Origin of the sequence: Parabacteroides goldsteinii (assembly GCF_020091425.1) — a bacterium.
In the GTDB taxonomy this organism is placed as follows: Bacteria; Bacteroidota; Bacteroidia; order Bacteroidales; family Tannerellaceae; genus Parabacteroides; species Parabacteroides goldsteinii.
Window position 1 is genome coordinate 3,036,645 of record NZ_CP081906.1, and the last position, 16,321, is coordinate 3,052,965.

The window sequence follows — 16,321 nt, forward strand, 5'->3', positions numbered from 1 at the left end:
GCCATATCTCAGGCAAGTTTCTCTATTTCTTCTGTTTTATTAGGATTAAATTCTTTTAATCCCTTCTCAAACGTAGCTACAGCATCCTCTAAAGAGCCGAAAAACTCTCCCCCCGAAGCATTTTTATGACCACCGCCATTAAAATACTGACAAGCAAACTGATTGCAAGGGAAATCACCTACCGACCGAAGAGATACTTTAATGTAATCCCTATCTTCACGGATAAAAACACTAAAAGTAACTCCTTCGATGCTCAACGGCATATTGACAAAACCCTCTGTATCACCTGTTTTGTAATGAAACCGGTCCAATTCCTCCTTTGAAAGAGTTACCAAAGCCGCATGATGTTCCGGATAAATCTTCATCTTTTCATACAGAACATATCCCTGCATTCGCAAACGGGATTCAGAATATACCTGGAATACTTTACGATATATCAAATCTTTGTCTATACCTTTCTTTATCAACTCACTGACAATAGTATAAATCTCTGGTTTATTGGAGTTATAGGTAAAAGAGCCTGTATCCGTCATCATCCCGGTATAAATACATGCCGCCGCCTCTTTACTCATTAGGTCGAACATCCCCATACGACAGATAAAACGGAAAATCATCTCACTTGTTGACGACATTTCCGGATACGACATTGTTACGCGGCAAAAGTCAGCCGGGTTCAGATGATGATCGATCATCACCTTACGCCCTTCCGATGCAATAACCGCAGGCGCCAGTTTCTCTATGCGTTTAGGTTCATTAAAGTCCAGACAGAAGATCACATCTGCATCATGGATCAGCTGTTCCGCAAAATCAGGATACTTTTCATGTATCACAATATCTTTCGCCCCCGGCATCCATCTGTAAAATAACGGAAATTCATTCGGGACAATAACCGTTACATTGTCTTTACCGTAAGTAGTAAGGAAATGGTACAACCCCAAAGAAGAACCGAGAGCGTCACCATCAGGAGTAACGTGGGTTACAATAACAAAACTTTCGCCTTTCTCTACGTATTTCTTGGCTTTCTGAATTTTCTCTTCGTGAATGATTTTTGTAATCATATATTATCGTTGTTTACAGTGACAAAGGTACTACTTTTTTGCGTTCTATACAGTAAAAAAACGTTCAATAAGCAAATCAAACAATATAAATAACAATAGAAGCAAGCCGGCAAAAAGGACTCCCGGACGTTTGGTCTTCGTAAATAACAAGAAGGAAAGAATGGAACCATACCCCAATATAGTCAATAGTAAATCGATACGCCCGTAAAAGACCGCCTCCTCTACACGGCTAAAAGCATCGACAATCCAAAACAATGTATGCGTTAGCTTTTCTACGAATAATTGTAATAATCCGTAACCCGGAATACCTACAGGAAGCAATAACCAGATCAGTCCGGCCGGAATAAGGAAGGTAGCCAGGAACGTCAAAGGTAAATTGGTACACAGGAAAACCAACGAGAACTGCCGGAAATAATACAAACACAGTAAGGTTGTCCCGGCCTGGGCAGCCAATGTCACCGTGATCCATCCCCAGGGTATCGCAATAACCGGATTCCTCACTACGATAAGATTTTGCAGACGAGGTTGCAGATATAAAATAGACAATACAGCCAGATAACTCAGTTGAAAACCAATATCAAACAGATATAACGGATTGAACACCAACATACAGAAAGCCGCGGCAGCCAACGTATTATAACCGTCAGTCATCCGCCTGAGTACCCTCCCCGTGAGATAAAGCGTCAGCATCAAACCGGCACGTACAGCCGATGCAGCCAGCCCGGTAATAACCACGAAACTCCAAAGCAGACAAAGCGTCAACAGGTATCTCAGCCAACTGTAAAAACTATTCTTTGGTAAAAAAGAAAACAGCAAAGAAAGGAATCCGCAAACAACAGCCACATGAAAACCGCTTACAGCCAACAAATGGGCTACACCCGTAACAGAAAACCGTTTTCTCACCTCGCGATCCATCTCTTTACGATAGCCGAGGGTAATAGTGGTCAACACCGACTTTTCCTCTTTCGACAAATTCAGTCGCTCAAAAGGCTCCAGCAAACATTCCTGTCCTTTCCCACCCAGTTCCATTAAAAGCGATGTTTCACTGCTATCTCCCCTCTCCTGCCAATAAGCTGTCCGCTGTATGGAAAAACTAAGCAATAAGGACAGAAACACCGCGCCCCAAACCCAGCGCAATTCATAATTACCGCTTTCGGACTCTACCTTCGGGATCAGATAAGAAAACGCAACAACCAATAATGAAATGATAATCAACAACAGCGAGACAACGCTGCAATCGAAGAAGGCCTGCAACAAGATTCCGGTTATCCATATGAAAAGCGGCCTGATAAACGGCCGCTTTTGTATTTCTTTTATTATCATACAAAGGTCGGTTTTGGTTGGTTATCTATCTTTTCTACATTTCTTTCAATTCTTTTATCGTTCGTATCGGATCAGGAGAACTGAAAACAAAGCTACCGGCAACCAGCACATCGGCACCGGCTTCCAGCAAACGCTTCCCGGTTTCCAGATTCACACCACCGTCCACTTCTATTAAAGTATCCAGCCCTTTTGCCCGGATCATTTCTTTTAAACGGGCCGTTTTATTAACCGAATGTTCAATAAAACGTTGTCCGCCGAAACCGGGATTGACCGACATCAGCAATACCATATCAAGATCCTGGATAATATCTTCCAGCAGACTGATCGGCGTATGCGGATTTAAGGTAACGGCCGCTTTCATGCCGGCTTCCTTTATCGCACCGATGGTACGATGCAAATGGGTACAAGCCTCATAATGAACATTCATCATATAAGCGCCAGCCTCAGCAACCTCTTTGACAAACTTCTGGGGTTCAACAATCATCAGATGCACATCCATCGGCTTTTTCAGGATAGGCTTTACCGCATCCAGCACGGGAAAGCCGAATGAGATATTCGGAACAAAAACACCATCCATAATATCCATATGCAACCAGTCCGCCTCACTGTTATTTATCATTTCGACCTCTTTTTGCAGGTTCAGAAAATCGGCAGCCAGCAAAGAAGGAGCAATCTTATGTTTCATAATTTCAAGTCTTTTGTGCAAAGGTACAAAAAAAAGAAAGAGAACACTGCGCAAGTGTCCTCTTTCCTTCAATTTCTTAGTTCATCACATAACCACCGAATTCCGGTTGCAGCGCAGGTTCCACATGGTAACTCCGTGCAAACTGAGACAGGAAATCAAGCGTTTGTCTGCTTGGTGTACTCTTCTTCTCGTTCCGGTTCTTTTTAGTTTTATCCTTCAATCCATCCATACATTGAGTAGAAAATCTCTTCATAGGCATCCCCTTTTTAATCGTTTGATAATAAAACGGGAGAACTTTCTACTTATTATATGAACCGAAGAATATTTTTATCTGATTATGCCATAGACAACTCAATACGGTTCTCATCTGCCATACGGCGCATGTTCAGGATAGCATAACGCATACGTCCCAAAGCCGTATTAATGCTAACACCGGTGATATCGGCAATTTCTTTAAAGCTCAGATCCTGGTAATAACGCATTTCCAGTACTTCACGCTGGCTGTCGGGTAAATGTTTCACCAACTTCTTCACATCCGACAGGACCTGGTGGCGCACGATGTTATCTTCAATCGTTCCGTCACAAAGTTTAATATTATTGAACAGATCCACTTCTACCTCATCGTTGGACACAGTATTCTCACTGCGTTCCTGACGGAAGTTATCAATGATCAGATTATGTGCAATACGTGTAATCCAGGCTTTAAACTTACCGTTTTCGGTATAACGGCCCTGTTTAATAGTCATGATCACCTTAACAAAAGTCTCCTGAAAGATATCTTCTGTTAACTCTTTATTGCGGACTATAAAGTAAATGTAGGAATGGATACTGCTCTTATGACGGTTCAACAACACATCAAACGCAGTATTATCACCTTGCGCATAAAGGACGACCAGTTCTTCGTCGGTCATCGATTTTAAAGTCTTCATTACTTCTATGTTTTATAGTTTCTTTGAGTAATGTTTATGCTATAGGCAATGAGGTTTTAAATGTTAGACAATTTTGTTTTCGAAAACAAAAGAACAAAAAGTATTTTAAACAGACAAATATTTCTGTTATTTTTATACAAAAATGTCCCCTGCCTGTACGTTTTATGTACAAACAGGGGACATTTGGTAACAAACTATATTTTTAGAACTTATACCCCAAAGTTAAAGCAACCTGCGTTGTTTTTGTCTTTAATGAGGCTGGATCGGATTTAACAACTACCGAACCGTCCGGATTAAAAGTACTCGGAAAAGCATAAGCATCTTCTTTATATTCACGATAGACACAAGCCAGGTCTGCATAAAAACTTGGAGTAAAACGATAACCGACTCCAACCGAATAAGAATTCATACCTTTATCGACGGTATAATTAGGAATAGTTCCCGCAACATTTACAGCATTTATGTAATACTCTCCTGTCTTCGGATTTATCGCCGCAATTCCATCCTTTACATGCTGTTTCATAGGAGATGTTCTCCATAAAGTACCTGCCCGAACAGAAAACTGAGGAGTCACTTTATATTCCGCACCCACTTTTAAAGTACCGGACATTCCGAAGTCCCCTTTTATATCATCCGTTTGCGGCATATCATAACCATCCACATCGCTCAGATTCATCCTCTTATAATTCGTAAGCTCATAATCTGCACTGATCAGGAAGTTTTGACCCACACCAGCCACACTGAATATCCAACGATCAGGAGTTCGAAAACGGTATTCTCCCGCCTGATAATCAGGAGTTTCTTTCACTTTTCCCTCTACATCATCTATTACAACTTGTGCCGAGCCATGAAAATAATCGGTCATTTTATACCAGGTTGGAGAGTTATAAGCAATTCCCACACGCAAGAAATCTACCGGACGAACTATTGCGCCAATATTAAAAGCATAACCAGTTCCATCAGTCGATAATCCGTTATCCAACCACAACAAATCTTTCATGGTAAAATCTTCTGTATATCTTGTAGTCAGATTATAATCCATATCTGTTATAGCCACTGTGGCTCCTAAAAAGAAACGATTTGAAATATTGGTAGCAAATGAAATGTTATACTGTCCTATCGAACCTTTTTCATTGACAAGCAAATCAACATTTTGTGGACTGTAAGCACCCCAGCCATTAGAGCCCGGCTCCCCAAATGCTGAATGATAAGTATCCCCGCCAGAAGTATTCGGTTTGAAAAAACCAGCCTCATAACCTAATACGGAAAGCCAATAGTTGTTTGCATCAAAATACGGATCAAACTTTCCACTCACAAGCGTCAAATCTTTTTCCGGTATCCCATGCGCCATATCAGCTGCATAGTCTGCTACCGAAAAAGGCTGGGCTCCGTTCATCCGATAAGAACGGTTAAAACTTTTTACCCGGTTATAGGAAAGACCGATATTCCAACCGACAATTCCTTCATCATTGCCCGTCGGAAAATAACCGACATAAGCAATATTATCAAAATTGAACTTTGTCTTGCTCTCATCAGCCTTCGAACCGTTCCAATTTGTATTGGCTTTGATAGAAGAAAGACTTATCGTAGTTACCACTTCCGAACTACGATATATCCCTAACCCTGCCGGATTAGTAGACATAGACGATATATCACCACCCAATGCACCAAAAGCCCCACTCATACCCAAATAACGGGCAGTTCCGTTCAAGTCAGTCTGAGACATAGTGTATGCATTCATCTCACCTTGTGCATATGCAATACCACCGGCAAGAAAAAATGCCGATACAAATAAGCACGCTATTCTTTTCATCGTTTCTGTTATTTCTTTAATATCCTATTTTATGTAAGGGCACGAAATTATATCGGCCCCTACATTATTATATACTCACATTTTTTATCTGCGTCCGCCGGAACGTCCACCGCCACCGCCACTTGAACGGCTACTGCTTCCGCCGCCACTACTGTAGGAACCGGAACTGCGGCTGCTACTGCTACTTCTTGACGGTGCAGAATAGGTACTCTGACTTCTGGTTGTGGCAGGACTACTGCTATTATATCGTGAAGAACTACTTCTTGTTGTCGGAGCAGACTGTATTCCTGAAGAACGTGTAGATGAACTACCTATGCCACTTGAACTACTACGGGTAGAAGGCCGTGTACGAACTGTTGCTTCTGACTGCACCCGGTTTGAAGTCGTCCCTCTGCTTGAACGAATGCTACTTGCAGCCCCCCTTGTCGATGAAGATGTGGAAGGACGTGAATAACGATCCGAACTCGTACGGTTAGAGCTAGTACGATTACTTTCACTTCTTAAAGAAGTTGCCCGGTTTGAATTTCGGTAAGAAGATGATCTATTGGAAGAACTATAGCGACTGGAAGAACTTCTTCCTGCGGAATAACGGGCAGATGTCGAACGTCCCGGAGATCTATAATTATACGGACTGGCATAATGATGGTGATGGTGTCCCCAATAACCTCCATAATATCCGCCGTAATAACCACCCCAGTAACCTGGGCCGTAATAGCTCCATGACGGACCGTACCAAGGACTGCTCCAACCGGCGTAGAAGCCACCCCAGCCCCAACCGAATCCCCAACGGGGACCATACCAGGAAGAATACCAGGGATTGTAACTATAATACCAGGGATCATACCAGCCGGAATACCACGGAGAGTATCCCCAACTATTACCCATGTTTATATTTACATTCACATTGGTATTACCGTCCGAGTAATCGGTATCATAACCATAACTGTAATATCCGTCACTCAGATACAGATCGACTTGGTCTGCACCGGCAATCGTGATCTTACTCGGTGAATGATAACGTACGATACGTTCGGTATATTCATTATCCGAACGGCGTTCCGCTTTCTTCGTTACTTTCTGATCGTTATCAGGTAACTCTTCGATATAAGTGCCGTCCGCTTCGTCCAGATCCTCATCATAAGGTTCCTCAACGTCAACAGATGTATATCGACGATTATATTCATCCACATCTCTATCTTTATCAAACGCCGGATGTGAATCCGAAGCCGATGCCAATACAATTGCAGATGAAGACTCCGTTGCATTTTCTTTTTTGGGCTGTATAACCTTCTCTTCTGTTTTTTCTTTCTTTTTTTCTTTACTTGAAGAGAAATACACATCATCAAAGAACTCCTCCTGGGCTGCGGCACTGAAGCCGACCAGAAGCATCACCACTAAAGATGTTAATTTCATGGGTTTCATATTCGTTTCTCCTCTACATTAATATATTTATTCTACTGTTTAGACTACATATCCGTTGCCGGGTTTAAGACCATATCCTTAAATAAGAATAAAAACTACGCATTCTATTTACAAATATAACGCGTTCCCAATAAGTTACAAGCGTTTATATATACTTTAACTATAAAAAACAACTTATTCTGAAACAATGCTACAAAATAGGAATCACAGACAACAAGAAATAACCATTCTGTATAAAAACACATGGTTTATATACTTAAGTAGATGCACCAAGAGACACAAACGCTGCAAAACCAATTCCGAATCAATGATAAAAACACATCCTTGGTAAAATCTGTTTCATAGTAATGGAACAGTTGTTTCATTATATAGAAACACTTGTTTCTTTATGATGAAACAGTATCGTAAATACATTCGGGGAACTATTAAAATGAATTGGTCTCTTTTGTTATATGTTCAAAGATAAATCGTATATTTGTCCTTTGGTTTAAAACCTTGTAAACTGTATATTAACAAGATTAATTCTATTTGTAAATGGGAAGAGTATTAGTTATTGGTGCAGGGGGCGTAAGCACCGTTGCTGTTAAAAAGATCGCGATGAATGCTGATGTTTTTACCGATATCATGGTGGCCAGCCGCACGAAAAGCAAGTGCGACAAGATTGCTGCCGACATTAAAAATGTAAAGGTGAAGACAGCACAGGTCAATGCGGATAACGTGGACGAGCTCGTTGCATTGTTTAATGACTTTAAGCCCGAGTTGGTCGTCAACCTGGCTCTACCTTATCAGGACCTCTCCATCATGGATGCCTGCCTGGCTTACGGTGTCAGCTATCTCGACACTGCCAACTACGAACCGCTGGACGAGGCAAAATATGAATATAGCTGGCAATGGGCCTATAAAGACCGTTTCGAAAAAGCGGGTCTGACGGCTATCCTGGGATGCGGATTCGATCCGGGTGTAACGGGAGTATATACAGCTTATGCAGCGAAACATCATTTCGATGAAATCCAGTATCTGGATATCGTCGACTGCAACGCCGGCGACCATCACAAGGCATTCGCTACGAACTTTAACCCGGAAATCAATATCCGTGAAATTACTCAGCGTGGTAAATACTATGAAGACGGAGAATGGAAGGATACTGACCCGTTATCGGTACATAAGCCGTTGAACTACCCGAATGTAGGTCCTCGTGAATCATACCTGATGTACCATGAAGAGCTGGAAAGTCTGACAAAGAACTTCCCGACGATCAAGCGTGCCCGTTTCTGGATGACTTTCGGACAGGAATACCTGACTCATTTACGGGTGATACAGAATATCGGTATGTCACGTATCGATCCGGTCATGTACAACGGACAGGAAATCGTCCCGATCCAGTTCCTGAAAGCCGTATTGCCTAATCCGGGTGATCTGGGCGAGAACTATACGGGAGAAACATCGATCGGTTGCCGTATCCGCGGGATCAAAGATGGCAAAGAACAAACCTACTACGTATATAATAACTGTAGCCACGAAGCTGCTTACAAGGAAACAGGCGCTCAGGGTGTAAGTTATACCACCGGCGTTCCGGCGATGATCGGTGCCAAATTATTTATGCAGGGAGTTTGGAAGAAGCCGGGTGTATGGAATGTGGAAGAATTCAATCCCGATCCGTTCATGAAAGAGTTGAACGAACAAGGACTGCCCTGGCATGAAATGTTTAATGTTGATTTGGAATTATAATATGGCGTTACAAGTAGGAGACAAAGCACCCGAAATATTGGGGCTTGATCAGAACGGAAATGAAATAAGACTCAGCGATTTTAAAGGTAAGAAGCTAGCACTTTACTTCTACCCGAAAGACAACACCAGCGGCTGTACGGCAGAAGCCTGTAGCCTGCGTGACGGCTACAAGGAATTACAGGCAGCCGGTTACGAAGTGGTCGGGGTCAGTAAAGACAGCGCAAAATCCCATCAGGGATTCATCGCCAAGCAGGAACTGCCTTTCAACCTGATCGCTGACACGGACACAGCCCTGCAACAGGCTTTTGGCGTATGGGCAGAAAAGAAACTGTACGGACGTTCATACATGGGGACTCTCCGTACCACCTTTATTATCAACGAAGATGGTATCATCGAGAAGATAATCGGTCCGAAAGAGGTGAAAACAAAAGACCATGCTAATCAAATCCTTAATTCATAAAAAGGGATGGCAAAAGAAGACAATTTATTCGAAGAGGGAAAAACCCCGGAAGGAAAGCCGGCTGTTAATGCCGACAAGTTAAAAGCGTTGCGCGCCGCAATGGATAAGATTGAGAAGAACTACGGAAAGGGTTCTATCATGAAACTGGGCGACGAAAGCATTGAAAGTATCGAAGTTATTCCAACTGGTTCCATCGCCCTGAACGCAGCTTTAGGCGTAGGCGGTTACCCGAAAGGACGTGTAATCGAGATATACGGTCCGGAATCATCCGGTAAGACAACGCTGGCAATCCATGCTATTGCCGAAGCACAGAAAGCCGGTGGTATTGCTGCATTTATCGATGCAGAACATGCCTTCGACCGTTTCTATGCGGAAAAACTGGGTGTCGATGTAGAAAACTTATGGATCTCTCAACCGGATAACGGTGAACAGGCTTTGGAAATCGCCGAACAGCTGATCCGTTCTTCTGCAGTAGATATCATCGTTATCGACTCTGTGGCAGCATTGACTCCGAAGGCTGAAATCGAAGGCGATATGGGTGACAGCAAGATGGGTTTGCAAGCTCGTCTGATGTCTCAGGCATTGCGTAAGCTGACCGGAGCGATCAACAAGACCAATACGACTTGTATCTTCATCAACCAGTTGCGTGACAAGATCGGTGTCATGTTCGGTAACCCGGAAACAACAACCGGTGGTAACGCATTGAAGTTCTACGCATCAGTTCGTCTGGATATCCGCAAGATCGGAACATTGAAAGATGGTGACGAAATGAAAGGTAACCAGGTACGTGTGAAAGTTGTAAAGAACAAGGTTGCACCTCCTTTCCGCAAAGCAGAGTTCGACATCATGTTCGGCGAAGGTATTTCCAAGGCTGGCGAGATCGTAGACTTGGGTGCGGAGCTGAATATTATCAAGAAAAGCGGTTCCTGGTATAGCTACAACGATACAAAACTGGGACAGGGACGCGATGCTGCCAAACAATGCATCAGCGATAACCCCGAACTGGCAGAAGAGCTATCCGGATTGATATTCGAAGCATTGAAAGGGTAAACTTAATCTTTATAAAAGACTGTTACAATAGTTTCATTATGGCACGCAGATAACACAGATTAAACAGATCAACACTGATAATTTAAATAAATCGGTGTTCAACTGTTTAATCAGTGTTATCTGTGTATTATATAGAATAAATCGGCATGACAAACAAAGACAAATATCGCCTGCTATGCAGTAAAGAAAACAGCCTGCCGCTTTTTTCACGCGATTGGTGGCTGGATGCCGCCTGTGGCGAAACCAAATGGGAAGTTTTGCTAACAGAAGAAAAAGGAAAAATACTAGCAGCTTTACCGATATATATTCCTCACCGAGGAGTCATATCAATGCCTCCTTACACCCAGACAATGGGACCCTGGTTTGCTCCAGAATCCAAAGATACCAAATACACCAGAACTTTAGGAAAACGGCAAGCAATATGCAAAGAGTTTACGGATGTGTTAAAATCCTATCCGCATTTCCTCCAAAATTTCAATTATGGGATAACGGACTGGTTGCCTTTTTACTGGGAAGGTTACAAACAGACAACCCGTTATACGTACCTGCTGAACAATATACGGGACGAGCATACACTTTGGGAGAACATGAGTCCCAATATCCGCCGGAACATTACAAAAGCAAAAGAGAAATTTCTCATCACAATCAGGAAAGGGATTTCCATTGAAGATTTTCTAAAAATACAATCCATGACGTTTAAACGTCAACATCTCTCCACTCCTAAAAGACAGGACGTATTAATAAAATTGATCACCGCCTGCCGTCAACGTAACCAAGGCGACTTATGGGGAGCCTACGACGAGAAAGGGAAATTACATGCAGTGGCATTTATTGCCTGGCAGGAAAATTCGGCTTATTATCTGGCCGGAGGCGGCGACCCGGCATTAAGGGCATCGGGGGCGCATAGCTTACTTCTTTGGGAATGTATCCGCCACGTTTCCCAATACACACCCATATTCGACTTTGAAGGTTCTATGATTCCAGGAGTAGAACGTTTTTTCCGTGAATTCGGAGCAATTCAAACTCCTTTCTTCACAATAACCAGAGGAAATCTCAGTTTATTATATAGAGCTTGGTTAAAGATAAAAGAACGGATATGAATAATCACGCTATACATTATATAATACGTTTCCTTCTTGGGGAAGATATTTCCGAAGAGATTGTGGCTGCTATCGGATATACGAACAATAGCAAACATTATGACCGTTACAGTATTGTGATCATTCCATCCGGTTTTTTCACCAATCATATATACGGAACGGCATCTTCGCTTCCGGAATTACCGCTTCAAGAAATAGAAGGAACTCCCTTGTTATTCGGTTCTCCCCTTGTAGAACAGATAGGCGACACGTTGGTTATTCATGCGGATATTATTGCCAGTACCTACTTTCTCATCACTCGCTATGAGGAAATCATCCAACGAAATGTAAGGGATGAGCACGGACGTTTTCCGGGAAAGAATTCTTTACCTTACCGGGCAGGATTTCTCCATCGTCCGATCGTTGATGAATACCGTATACTTTTGCGTAAATGGTTACGGCAATATGGACTCCGCATACCGGAAATTCCAAAAGAGATACAACATATCTATCTGACACACGATTTGGACTCTCCTACTCTTTACCGGACATGGAAAGGGGTTATCCGCTCCATCCGGGATAAAAGGGGGATCATCCAGTCTATCCAAGGAAAATGCGGACCAATAGAAAACGATCCGTATTATACATTTCCCTGGATATTCGAACAAAATAACTTGTTACGGGAACAAACGGGCAAAGATATCTGCCGGGCAATCCTTTTTGTTCGCAGTGGAGGCAAATGCAAACAGGATAAGCCACATTATAGCCTACGCAATACAGATATATCTCAACTGATACAATCTGCATTATCCAATGATATAACAATAGGTCTGCACAGCAGCTACCAGGTAGGTATAGTTCCTACCCTCATCAAAAAAGAAAAAACATGGCTGGAAAAGAATGTTGAGAGAAGTATACGCTTTAATCGCCATCATTTCCTTGCCAGCCGTGAACCGGAAGATATGACACACCTGGAGGCGGCCGGCATAACAGATGACTTCACCATGGGTTATGCGGATGTTGCCGGATTCAGGTTAGGGACTAATTATCCGGTACGCTGGATCAATCCGGTCACCCGTCGCTTATCCTCTATCTTATTGCATCCGCTGACAATTATGGATTGCACTTTGGAAGAAAAAAAATATATGGGATTAAATTATGAAGAGGCATTAGCATATAGCCTGAATCTTATCGAACAGGTAAAAAATACAGGTGGGGAATTGACTCTCTTATGGCATAATACCAGTGCACAGGAAAATACAGACAGTTATTTACGTAAACTGTACAGCCATTTATTAAACGAACTTGCAAAAAAATGAAAATTGTTACTATTGTCGGAGCCAGGCCTCAATTTGTAAAAGCGGCCATGGTAAGCCGGGCGATTCTGGAATACAACAAAAATAATGAGAGACTGATTGAAGAACTACTTCTTCATACGGGACAGCATTATGATGCAAATATGAGCGATATCTTTTTCAACAGTATGAGTATCCCTCAACCCGTCTGGCAACTGCAATGTGGAAACGGGACACATGGAGAGATGACCGGCCGTATGCTGATTGAAATTGAAAAAATATTACTCGACACCCGGCCTGATTACGTATTGGTCTACGGTGATACCAACTCGACACTGGCTGGAGCACTAGCCGCATCCAAACTACATATACCGGTAGTTCATGTTGAAGCCGGCCTTCGCAGCTTTAACAAACAAATGCCGGAAGAGATCAACCGTATCCTGACCGATCATATAGCGACCTTACTATGTTGTCCGACTTTCGCCGCCATCAAACATCTGGCAAATGAAGGGATACAACAGGGGGTCCATCATGTCGGGGATGTAATGTATGATGCCGCATTGATTTTTGGTAAACTGGCAGACAGTTCTTCCCAAATCATGCATCAATTGAATCTCAACAGCAGGCAATTCAGGCTTTGTACAGTTCACAGGGCAGAGAATACAGATAACCGGGAACGGATAATAGGAATCATCAGTGCCATAAAAGAAATATCAACTTCTTCTTTTCCGACCGTTTTGCCACTTCATCCCCGCACTCGATATTGTCTGGAAAAATATGGTATGATACAATCTCTTGAAAACCGGGAAGGAATACATATCATTCCGCCGGTAAGCTTCCTCGATATGGTCATGCTGGAAAAACATGCGGCAACCATTTTGACGGATTCAGGTGGCGTACAGAAAGAAGCATATTTTCATCATACCCCTTGTATTACACTACGGGATGAAACGGAATGGGTCGAAACTGTTGAAGCAGGTTGGAACCAAATAGCCGGTTCTGAAAAAGAAAGTATCCTGCATTGCTTGGAAAACCAACCGGAACAAAAAGAGATACAAGAATACGGAATTGGAAACGCATCAAAAAATATTATTGATTTGCTATGAAAAAAGTACTGATTATTTGCGATCTCTTTCCGCCGGCTTTCGGACCGCGTATGGGATATTTATGCAAATATCTCAGAAATTACGGATGGGAGCCTGTCATTCTGACTGAAATGGTAGAGGAAAATACATTTACATTCCTTGCCAGTCAATGTGAGGCCGAATACATTAATTATTATACAGCCAAAAGTCCTTTTACCAGGAAACTACAATGGATCAGTATACTTTTTCTGGATCTTTGCTTCGGATATAAGGATATCCGAATGTACAAAGAAGCCCGGAAGCTGGTCAAAAACAATAAAATCGATTTAGTTTTATGTAGTAGTTTCCGGACATTTCCCTTACCGGCTGCACTAAAAGTTGCAACTAAATATAAACTACCGCTGGTCGTTGACTTACGGGACATCATTGAACAATATACAGGAAATGAGTTTATTGCACATTCTCTCCCCTCTCTCTTGGGATTAAACAGATTATTCATATCTGTCTTTAAACGGAAAAGCCTACGGGATAGAAACCGGGTATTAGAAAAAGCAGATTATGTAACAACAATCTCTCCCTGGCATGTAGATATATTGAAACAGTATAACACTAATGTAGAATTGATTTACAATGGGTTCGACCCGGAACTATTTTATCCGGAACAAAAGAAAACGGAGAAGTTCATTATAACATATACAGGACGGCTACTTAGTACAGCTATGCGTGATCCGGGACTGCTCTTTGAAGCATTAAGTATTTTGTCTGCCCGTAATATATTGACACCCGACAAATGCCGTGTCTACTGGTATGTCGATGAAACGTCCCGTAAAATCATTACGGAAGAAGCTGAAAAATACCAGATTCTCCCTTTTATGGATTTCAAAGGATATGTTCCGGCGTCAGAAATACCTTCCATACTGAACAGTAGTTCCGTACTGCTGTTATTGACTAACCGTGCGGCAAACTCCGGTCCCAAAGGTGTTATGACGACAAAGTTTTTTGAATCGCTGGCTGTAGAAAAACCAGTACTTTGTGTCCGGAGTGACGAAAGCTATCTGGCTGAAGCAATCAATGATGCGAATGCCGGCCTTGCCGCAACGAATGTGAATGAGGTATGTGACTTTCTTAAATCGTATTATCAGGAATGGAAAGAAAAAAGATATACATCATCTTCCATAAAGAAAAGCAAGTTAGTCCGTTTTTCACGGAAAGAACAAGCAAAACAATTTATACAAATCTTCGAAAAGGTTGAAATCAATGGATAAATATATCAATATAGTGTCTTTCAATATCCCTTGGCCTGCTAATTATGGCGGAGTTATTGATGTGTATTACAAAATGCAGGCCTTACACAAGTGCGGCGTAAAAATTATTCTACATTGTTTTGAATATGAGCGCCCTCATTCCAAAGAACTGGAGTCTCTATGTGAAAAAGTATATTATTACAAACGGAAAACCGGACTATTGACTAATATAACTCTGTTACCATACAATGTTTTCAGCCGTAAAGACCCGGAATTACTTAAGAATTTGCTCGAAAACGATTATCCAATCTTATTCGACGGATTGCATACCTGCTACTATATTAATCATCCCCAACTACAGGGACGAATGAAAATATACAGGGAAAGTAATATCGAGCACGATTATTACCGTCACTTGGCTAAGGCAGAAACAAACCTGATCAAAAAATATTTCTTTCTGGTTGAAGCTTGGAGGTTTGAACGGTATCAGGAGATATTAAAACATGCCGATCTGATGTTGGTCGTTTCTATCACTGATACAAACTATCTCAGGAAAGTCTTTCCCAAAAAGAAAATTGAATATATGCCCAGTTTCCATGTCAATGATGAGATATCTGTAAAGAGCGGATCGTCTGATTTTGTATTATATCATGGGAAACTATCTGTTACAGAAAATACACTGGCCGCATTATATCTGATCAAAAATGTCTTCTGTAAGTTAAAGTATCCTTGTATCATTGCAGGTATGAATCCACCAGCAACGTTGTTAGAAGCAGCGGCTTCTTATCCCAACATCAAAATCGAGGCCAATCCATCCAACGAGCGTATGGACTATCTCACTCACGAGGCGCAGATACACATGTTGATCACTTTTCAGGATACCGGGTTAAAACTTAAATTGTTGAATAGTCTTTTTGGTGGAAGACACACGATCGTAAACCAGGAAATGGTCACAGGCAGTGGCTTGGAAGCTTTATGTAATATCGCTAACACTCCTGAAGAAATGATAGAAACGTGTAAACGGTTGATGAAGCAACCAATGACTCCCGAATTAATTGAAAAAAGAAAAGAGTTACTATTCCCTACCTACTCAAACAGACAACAGGGAGAACGTCTTTACAAACTGATTTATAACCAGGGAGAATAAAAG

15 protein-coding genes are annotated in these 16,321 nt (G+C 42.0%); 8 read left to right on the forward strand and 7 right to left on the reverse strand.

Annotated elements, in window-relative coordinates; genetic code table 11:
* Nucleotides 1-8: 8 nt before the first annotated feature.
* From K6V26_RS13560 to K6V26_RS13590, 7 genes are all read right to left on the reverse strand, one after another.
* Nucleotides 9-1,058 (reverse strand): DHH family phosphoesterase, encoded by a 1,050-nt coding sequence (locus K6V26_RS13560; protein ID WP_224265608.1) that lies wholly within the window; start codon nt 1,056-1,058, stop codon nt 9-11.
* A gap of 45 nt (nt 1,059-1,103) precedes the next feature.
* Complete coding sequence (locus K6V26_RS13565) at nt 1,104-2,381, reverse strand: ComEC/Rec2 family competence protein (RefSeq protein ID WP_224265609.1); 1,278 nt, start codon at nt 2,379-2,381, stop codon at nt 1,104-1,106.
* Between the two features lie 34 nt (nt 2,382-2,415).
* Nucleotides 2,416-3,066, reverse strand: coding sequence for a ribulose-phosphate 3-epimerase (rpe, locus tag K6V26_RS13570; protein ID WP_007658563.1), 651 nt, complete (start codon nt 3,064-3,066; stop codon nt 2,416-2,418).
* 76 nt (nt 3,067-3,142) lie between these two features.
* Nucleotides 3,143-3,319 carry a hypothetical protein gene (locus K6V26_RS13575; RefSeq protein ID WP_007658566.1) on the reverse strand — a complete coding sequence of 59 codons (177 nt, stop codon included), beginning with the start codon at nt 3,317-3,319 and terminating at the stop codon, nt 3,143-3,145.
* 82 nt (nt 3,320-3,401) lie between these two features.
* Nucleotides 3,402-3,995: an RNA polymerase sigma factor gene (locus tag K6V26_RS13580; protein ID WP_007658568.1), complete on the reverse strand. Its 594-nt coding sequence runs from the start codon at nt 3,993-3,995 to the stop codon at nt 3,402-3,404.
* A gap of 202 nt (nt 3,996-4,197) precedes the next feature.
* A complete protein-coding gene (locus K6V26_RS13585) occupies nt 4,198-5,808 on the reverse strand; it encodes an OmpP1/FadL family transporter (protein WP_224265610.1) in 1,611 nt (536 codons plus the stop codon).
* An 84-nt stretch (nt 5,809-5,892) separates the two neighbouring features.
* Nucleotides 5,893-7,221, reverse strand: a complete 1,329-nt coding sequence (locus K6V26_RS13590) for a hypothetical protein (RefSeq protein ID WP_224265611.1) — start codon at nt 7,219-7,221, stop codon at nt 5,893-5,895.
* 543 nt (nt 7,222-7,764) lie between these two features.
* Between K6V26_RS13590 and K6V26_RS13595 the strand changes: the two genes are divergently transcribed.
* The 8 genes from K6V26_RS13595 to K6V26_RS13630 all read left to right on the forward strand — a co-directional run bounded on the left by K6V26_RS13595 (nt 7,765) and on the right by K6V26_RS13630 (nt 16,318).
* Nucleotides 7,765-8,958, forward strand: coding sequence for a saccharopine dehydrogenase family protein (locus K6V26_RS13595; RefSeq protein WP_007658575.1), 1,194 nt, complete (start codon nt 7,765-7,767; stop codon nt 8,956-8,958).
* Between the two features lies 1 nt (nt 8,959).
* Nucleotides 8,960-9,418: a thioredoxin-dependent thiol peroxidase gene (gene bcp / locus K6V26_RS13600; RefSeq protein WP_224265612.1), complete on the forward strand. Its 459-nt coding sequence runs from the start codon at nt 8,960-8,962 to the stop codon at nt 9,416-9,418.
* Nucleotides 9,419-9,424: 6 nt separating this feature from the next.
* Nucleotides 9,425-10,468, forward strand: a complete 1,044-nt coding sequence (gene recA, locus K6V26_RS13605) for a recombinase RecA (protein ID WP_007658580.1) — start codon at nt 9,425-9,427, stop codon at nt 10,466-10,468.
* Between the two features lie 146 nt (nt 10,469-10,614).
* Nucleotides 10,615-11,568: a GNAT family N-acetyltransferase gene (locus tag K6V26_RS13610; protein WP_224265613.1), complete on the forward strand. Its 954-nt coding sequence runs from the start codon at nt 10,615-10,617 to the stop codon at nt 11,566-11,568.
* Entirely contained in the window at nt 11,565-12,866 is a 1,302-nt protein-coding gene (locus K6V26_RS13615) for a polysaccharide deacetylase family protein (RefSeq protein ID WP_048315742.1), read from the forward strand. The genes K6V26_RS13610 and K6V26_RS13615 overlap by 4 nt, the downstream gene beginning before the upstream one ends.
* The gene (gene wecB / locus K6V26_RS13620; protein WP_010802565.1) at nt 12,863-13,948 is read left to right on the forward strand and encodes a non-hydrolyzing UDP-N-acetylglucosamine 2-epimerase; all 1,086 of its coding nucleotides are present in this window, start codon (nt 12,863-12,865) and stop codon (nt 13,946-13,948) included. The genes K6V26_RS13615 and wecB overlap by 4 nt, the downstream gene beginning before the upstream one ends.
* On the forward strand, nt 13,945-15,192 hold the full coding sequence (locus tag K6V26_RS13625; protein WP_048315743.1) for a glycosyltransferase: 1,248 nt from the start codon (nt 13,945-13,947) through the stop codon (nt 15,190-15,192). Before wecB ends, K6V26_RS13625 begins: the two co-directional genes overlap by 4 nt.
* On the forward strand, nt 15,185-16,318 hold the full coding sequence (locus K6V26_RS13630; RefSeq protein ID WP_224265614.1) for a glycosyltransferase family 1 protein: 1,134 nt from the start codon (nt 15,185-15,187) through the stop codon (nt 16,316-16,318). The genes K6V26_RS13625 and K6V26_RS13630 overlap by 8 nt, the downstream gene beginning before the upstream one ends.
* The last annotated feature ends 3 nt before the right edge of the window (nt 16,319-16,321 follow it).

Excerpts from the sequence above, each read along its gene's own strand:
- K6V26_RS13560 (WP_224265608.1), bottom strand. The coding sequence starts at position 1,058 with ATGATTACAAAAATCATTCACGAAGAGAAAATTCAGAAAGCCAAGAAA.
- K6V26_RS13565 (WP_224265609.1), bottom strand. The coding sequence starts at position 2,381 with ATGATAATAAAAGAAATACAAAAGCGGCCGTTTATCAGGCCGCTTTTC.
- rpe (WP_007658563.1), bottom strand. The coding sequence starts at position 3,066 with ATGAAACATAAGATTGCTCCTTCTTTGCTGGCTGCCGATTTTCTGAAC.
- K6V26_RS13575 (WP_007658566.1), bottom strand. The coding sequence starts at position 3,319 with ATGAAGAGATTTTCTACTCAATGTATGGATGGATTGAAGGATAAAACT.
- K6V26_RS13580 (WP_007658568.1), bottom strand. The coding sequence starts at position 3,995 with ATGAAGACTTTAAAATCGATGACCGACGAAGAACTGGTCGTCCTTTAT.
- K6V26_RS13585 (WP_224265610.1), bottom strand. The coding sequence starts at position 5,808 with ATGAAAAGAATAGCGTGCTTATTTGTATCGGCATTTTTTCTTGCCGGT.
- K6V26_RS13590 (WP_224265611.1), bottom strand. The coding sequence starts at position 7,221 with ATGAAATTAACATCTTTAGTGGTGATGCTTCTGGTCGGCTTCAGTGCC.
- K6V26_RS13595 (WP_007658575.1), top strand. The coding sequence starts at position 7,765 with ATGGGAAGAGTATTAGTTATTGGTGCAGGGGGCGTAAGCACCGTTGCT.
- bcp (WP_224265612.1), top strand. The coding sequence starts at position 8,960 with ATGGCGTTACAAGTAGGAGACAAAGCACCCGAAATATTGGGGCTTGAT.
- recA (WP_007658580.1), top strand. The coding sequence starts at position 9,425 with ATGGCAAAAGAAGACAATTTATTCGAAGAGGGAAAAACCCCGGAAGGA.
- K6V26_RS13610 (WP_224265613.1), top strand. The coding sequence starts at position 10,615 with ATGACAAACAAAGACAAATATCGCCTGCTATGCAGTAAAGAAAACAGC.
- K6V26_RS13615 (WP_048315742.1), top strand. The coding sequence starts at position 11,565 with ATGAATAATCACGCTATACATTATATAATACGTTTCCTTCTTGGGGAA.
- wecB (WP_010802565.1), top strand. The coding sequence starts at position 12,863 with ATGAAAATTGTTACTATTGTCGGAGCCAGGCCTCAATTTGTAAAAGCG.
- K6V26_RS13625 (WP_048315743.1), top strand. The coding sequence starts at position 13,945 with ATGAAAAAAGTACTGATTATTTGCGATCTCTTTCCGCCGGCTTTCGGA.
- K6V26_RS13630 (WP_224265614.1), top strand. The coding sequence starts at position 15,185 with ATGGATAAATATATCAATATAGTGTCTTTCAATATCCCTTGGCCTGCT.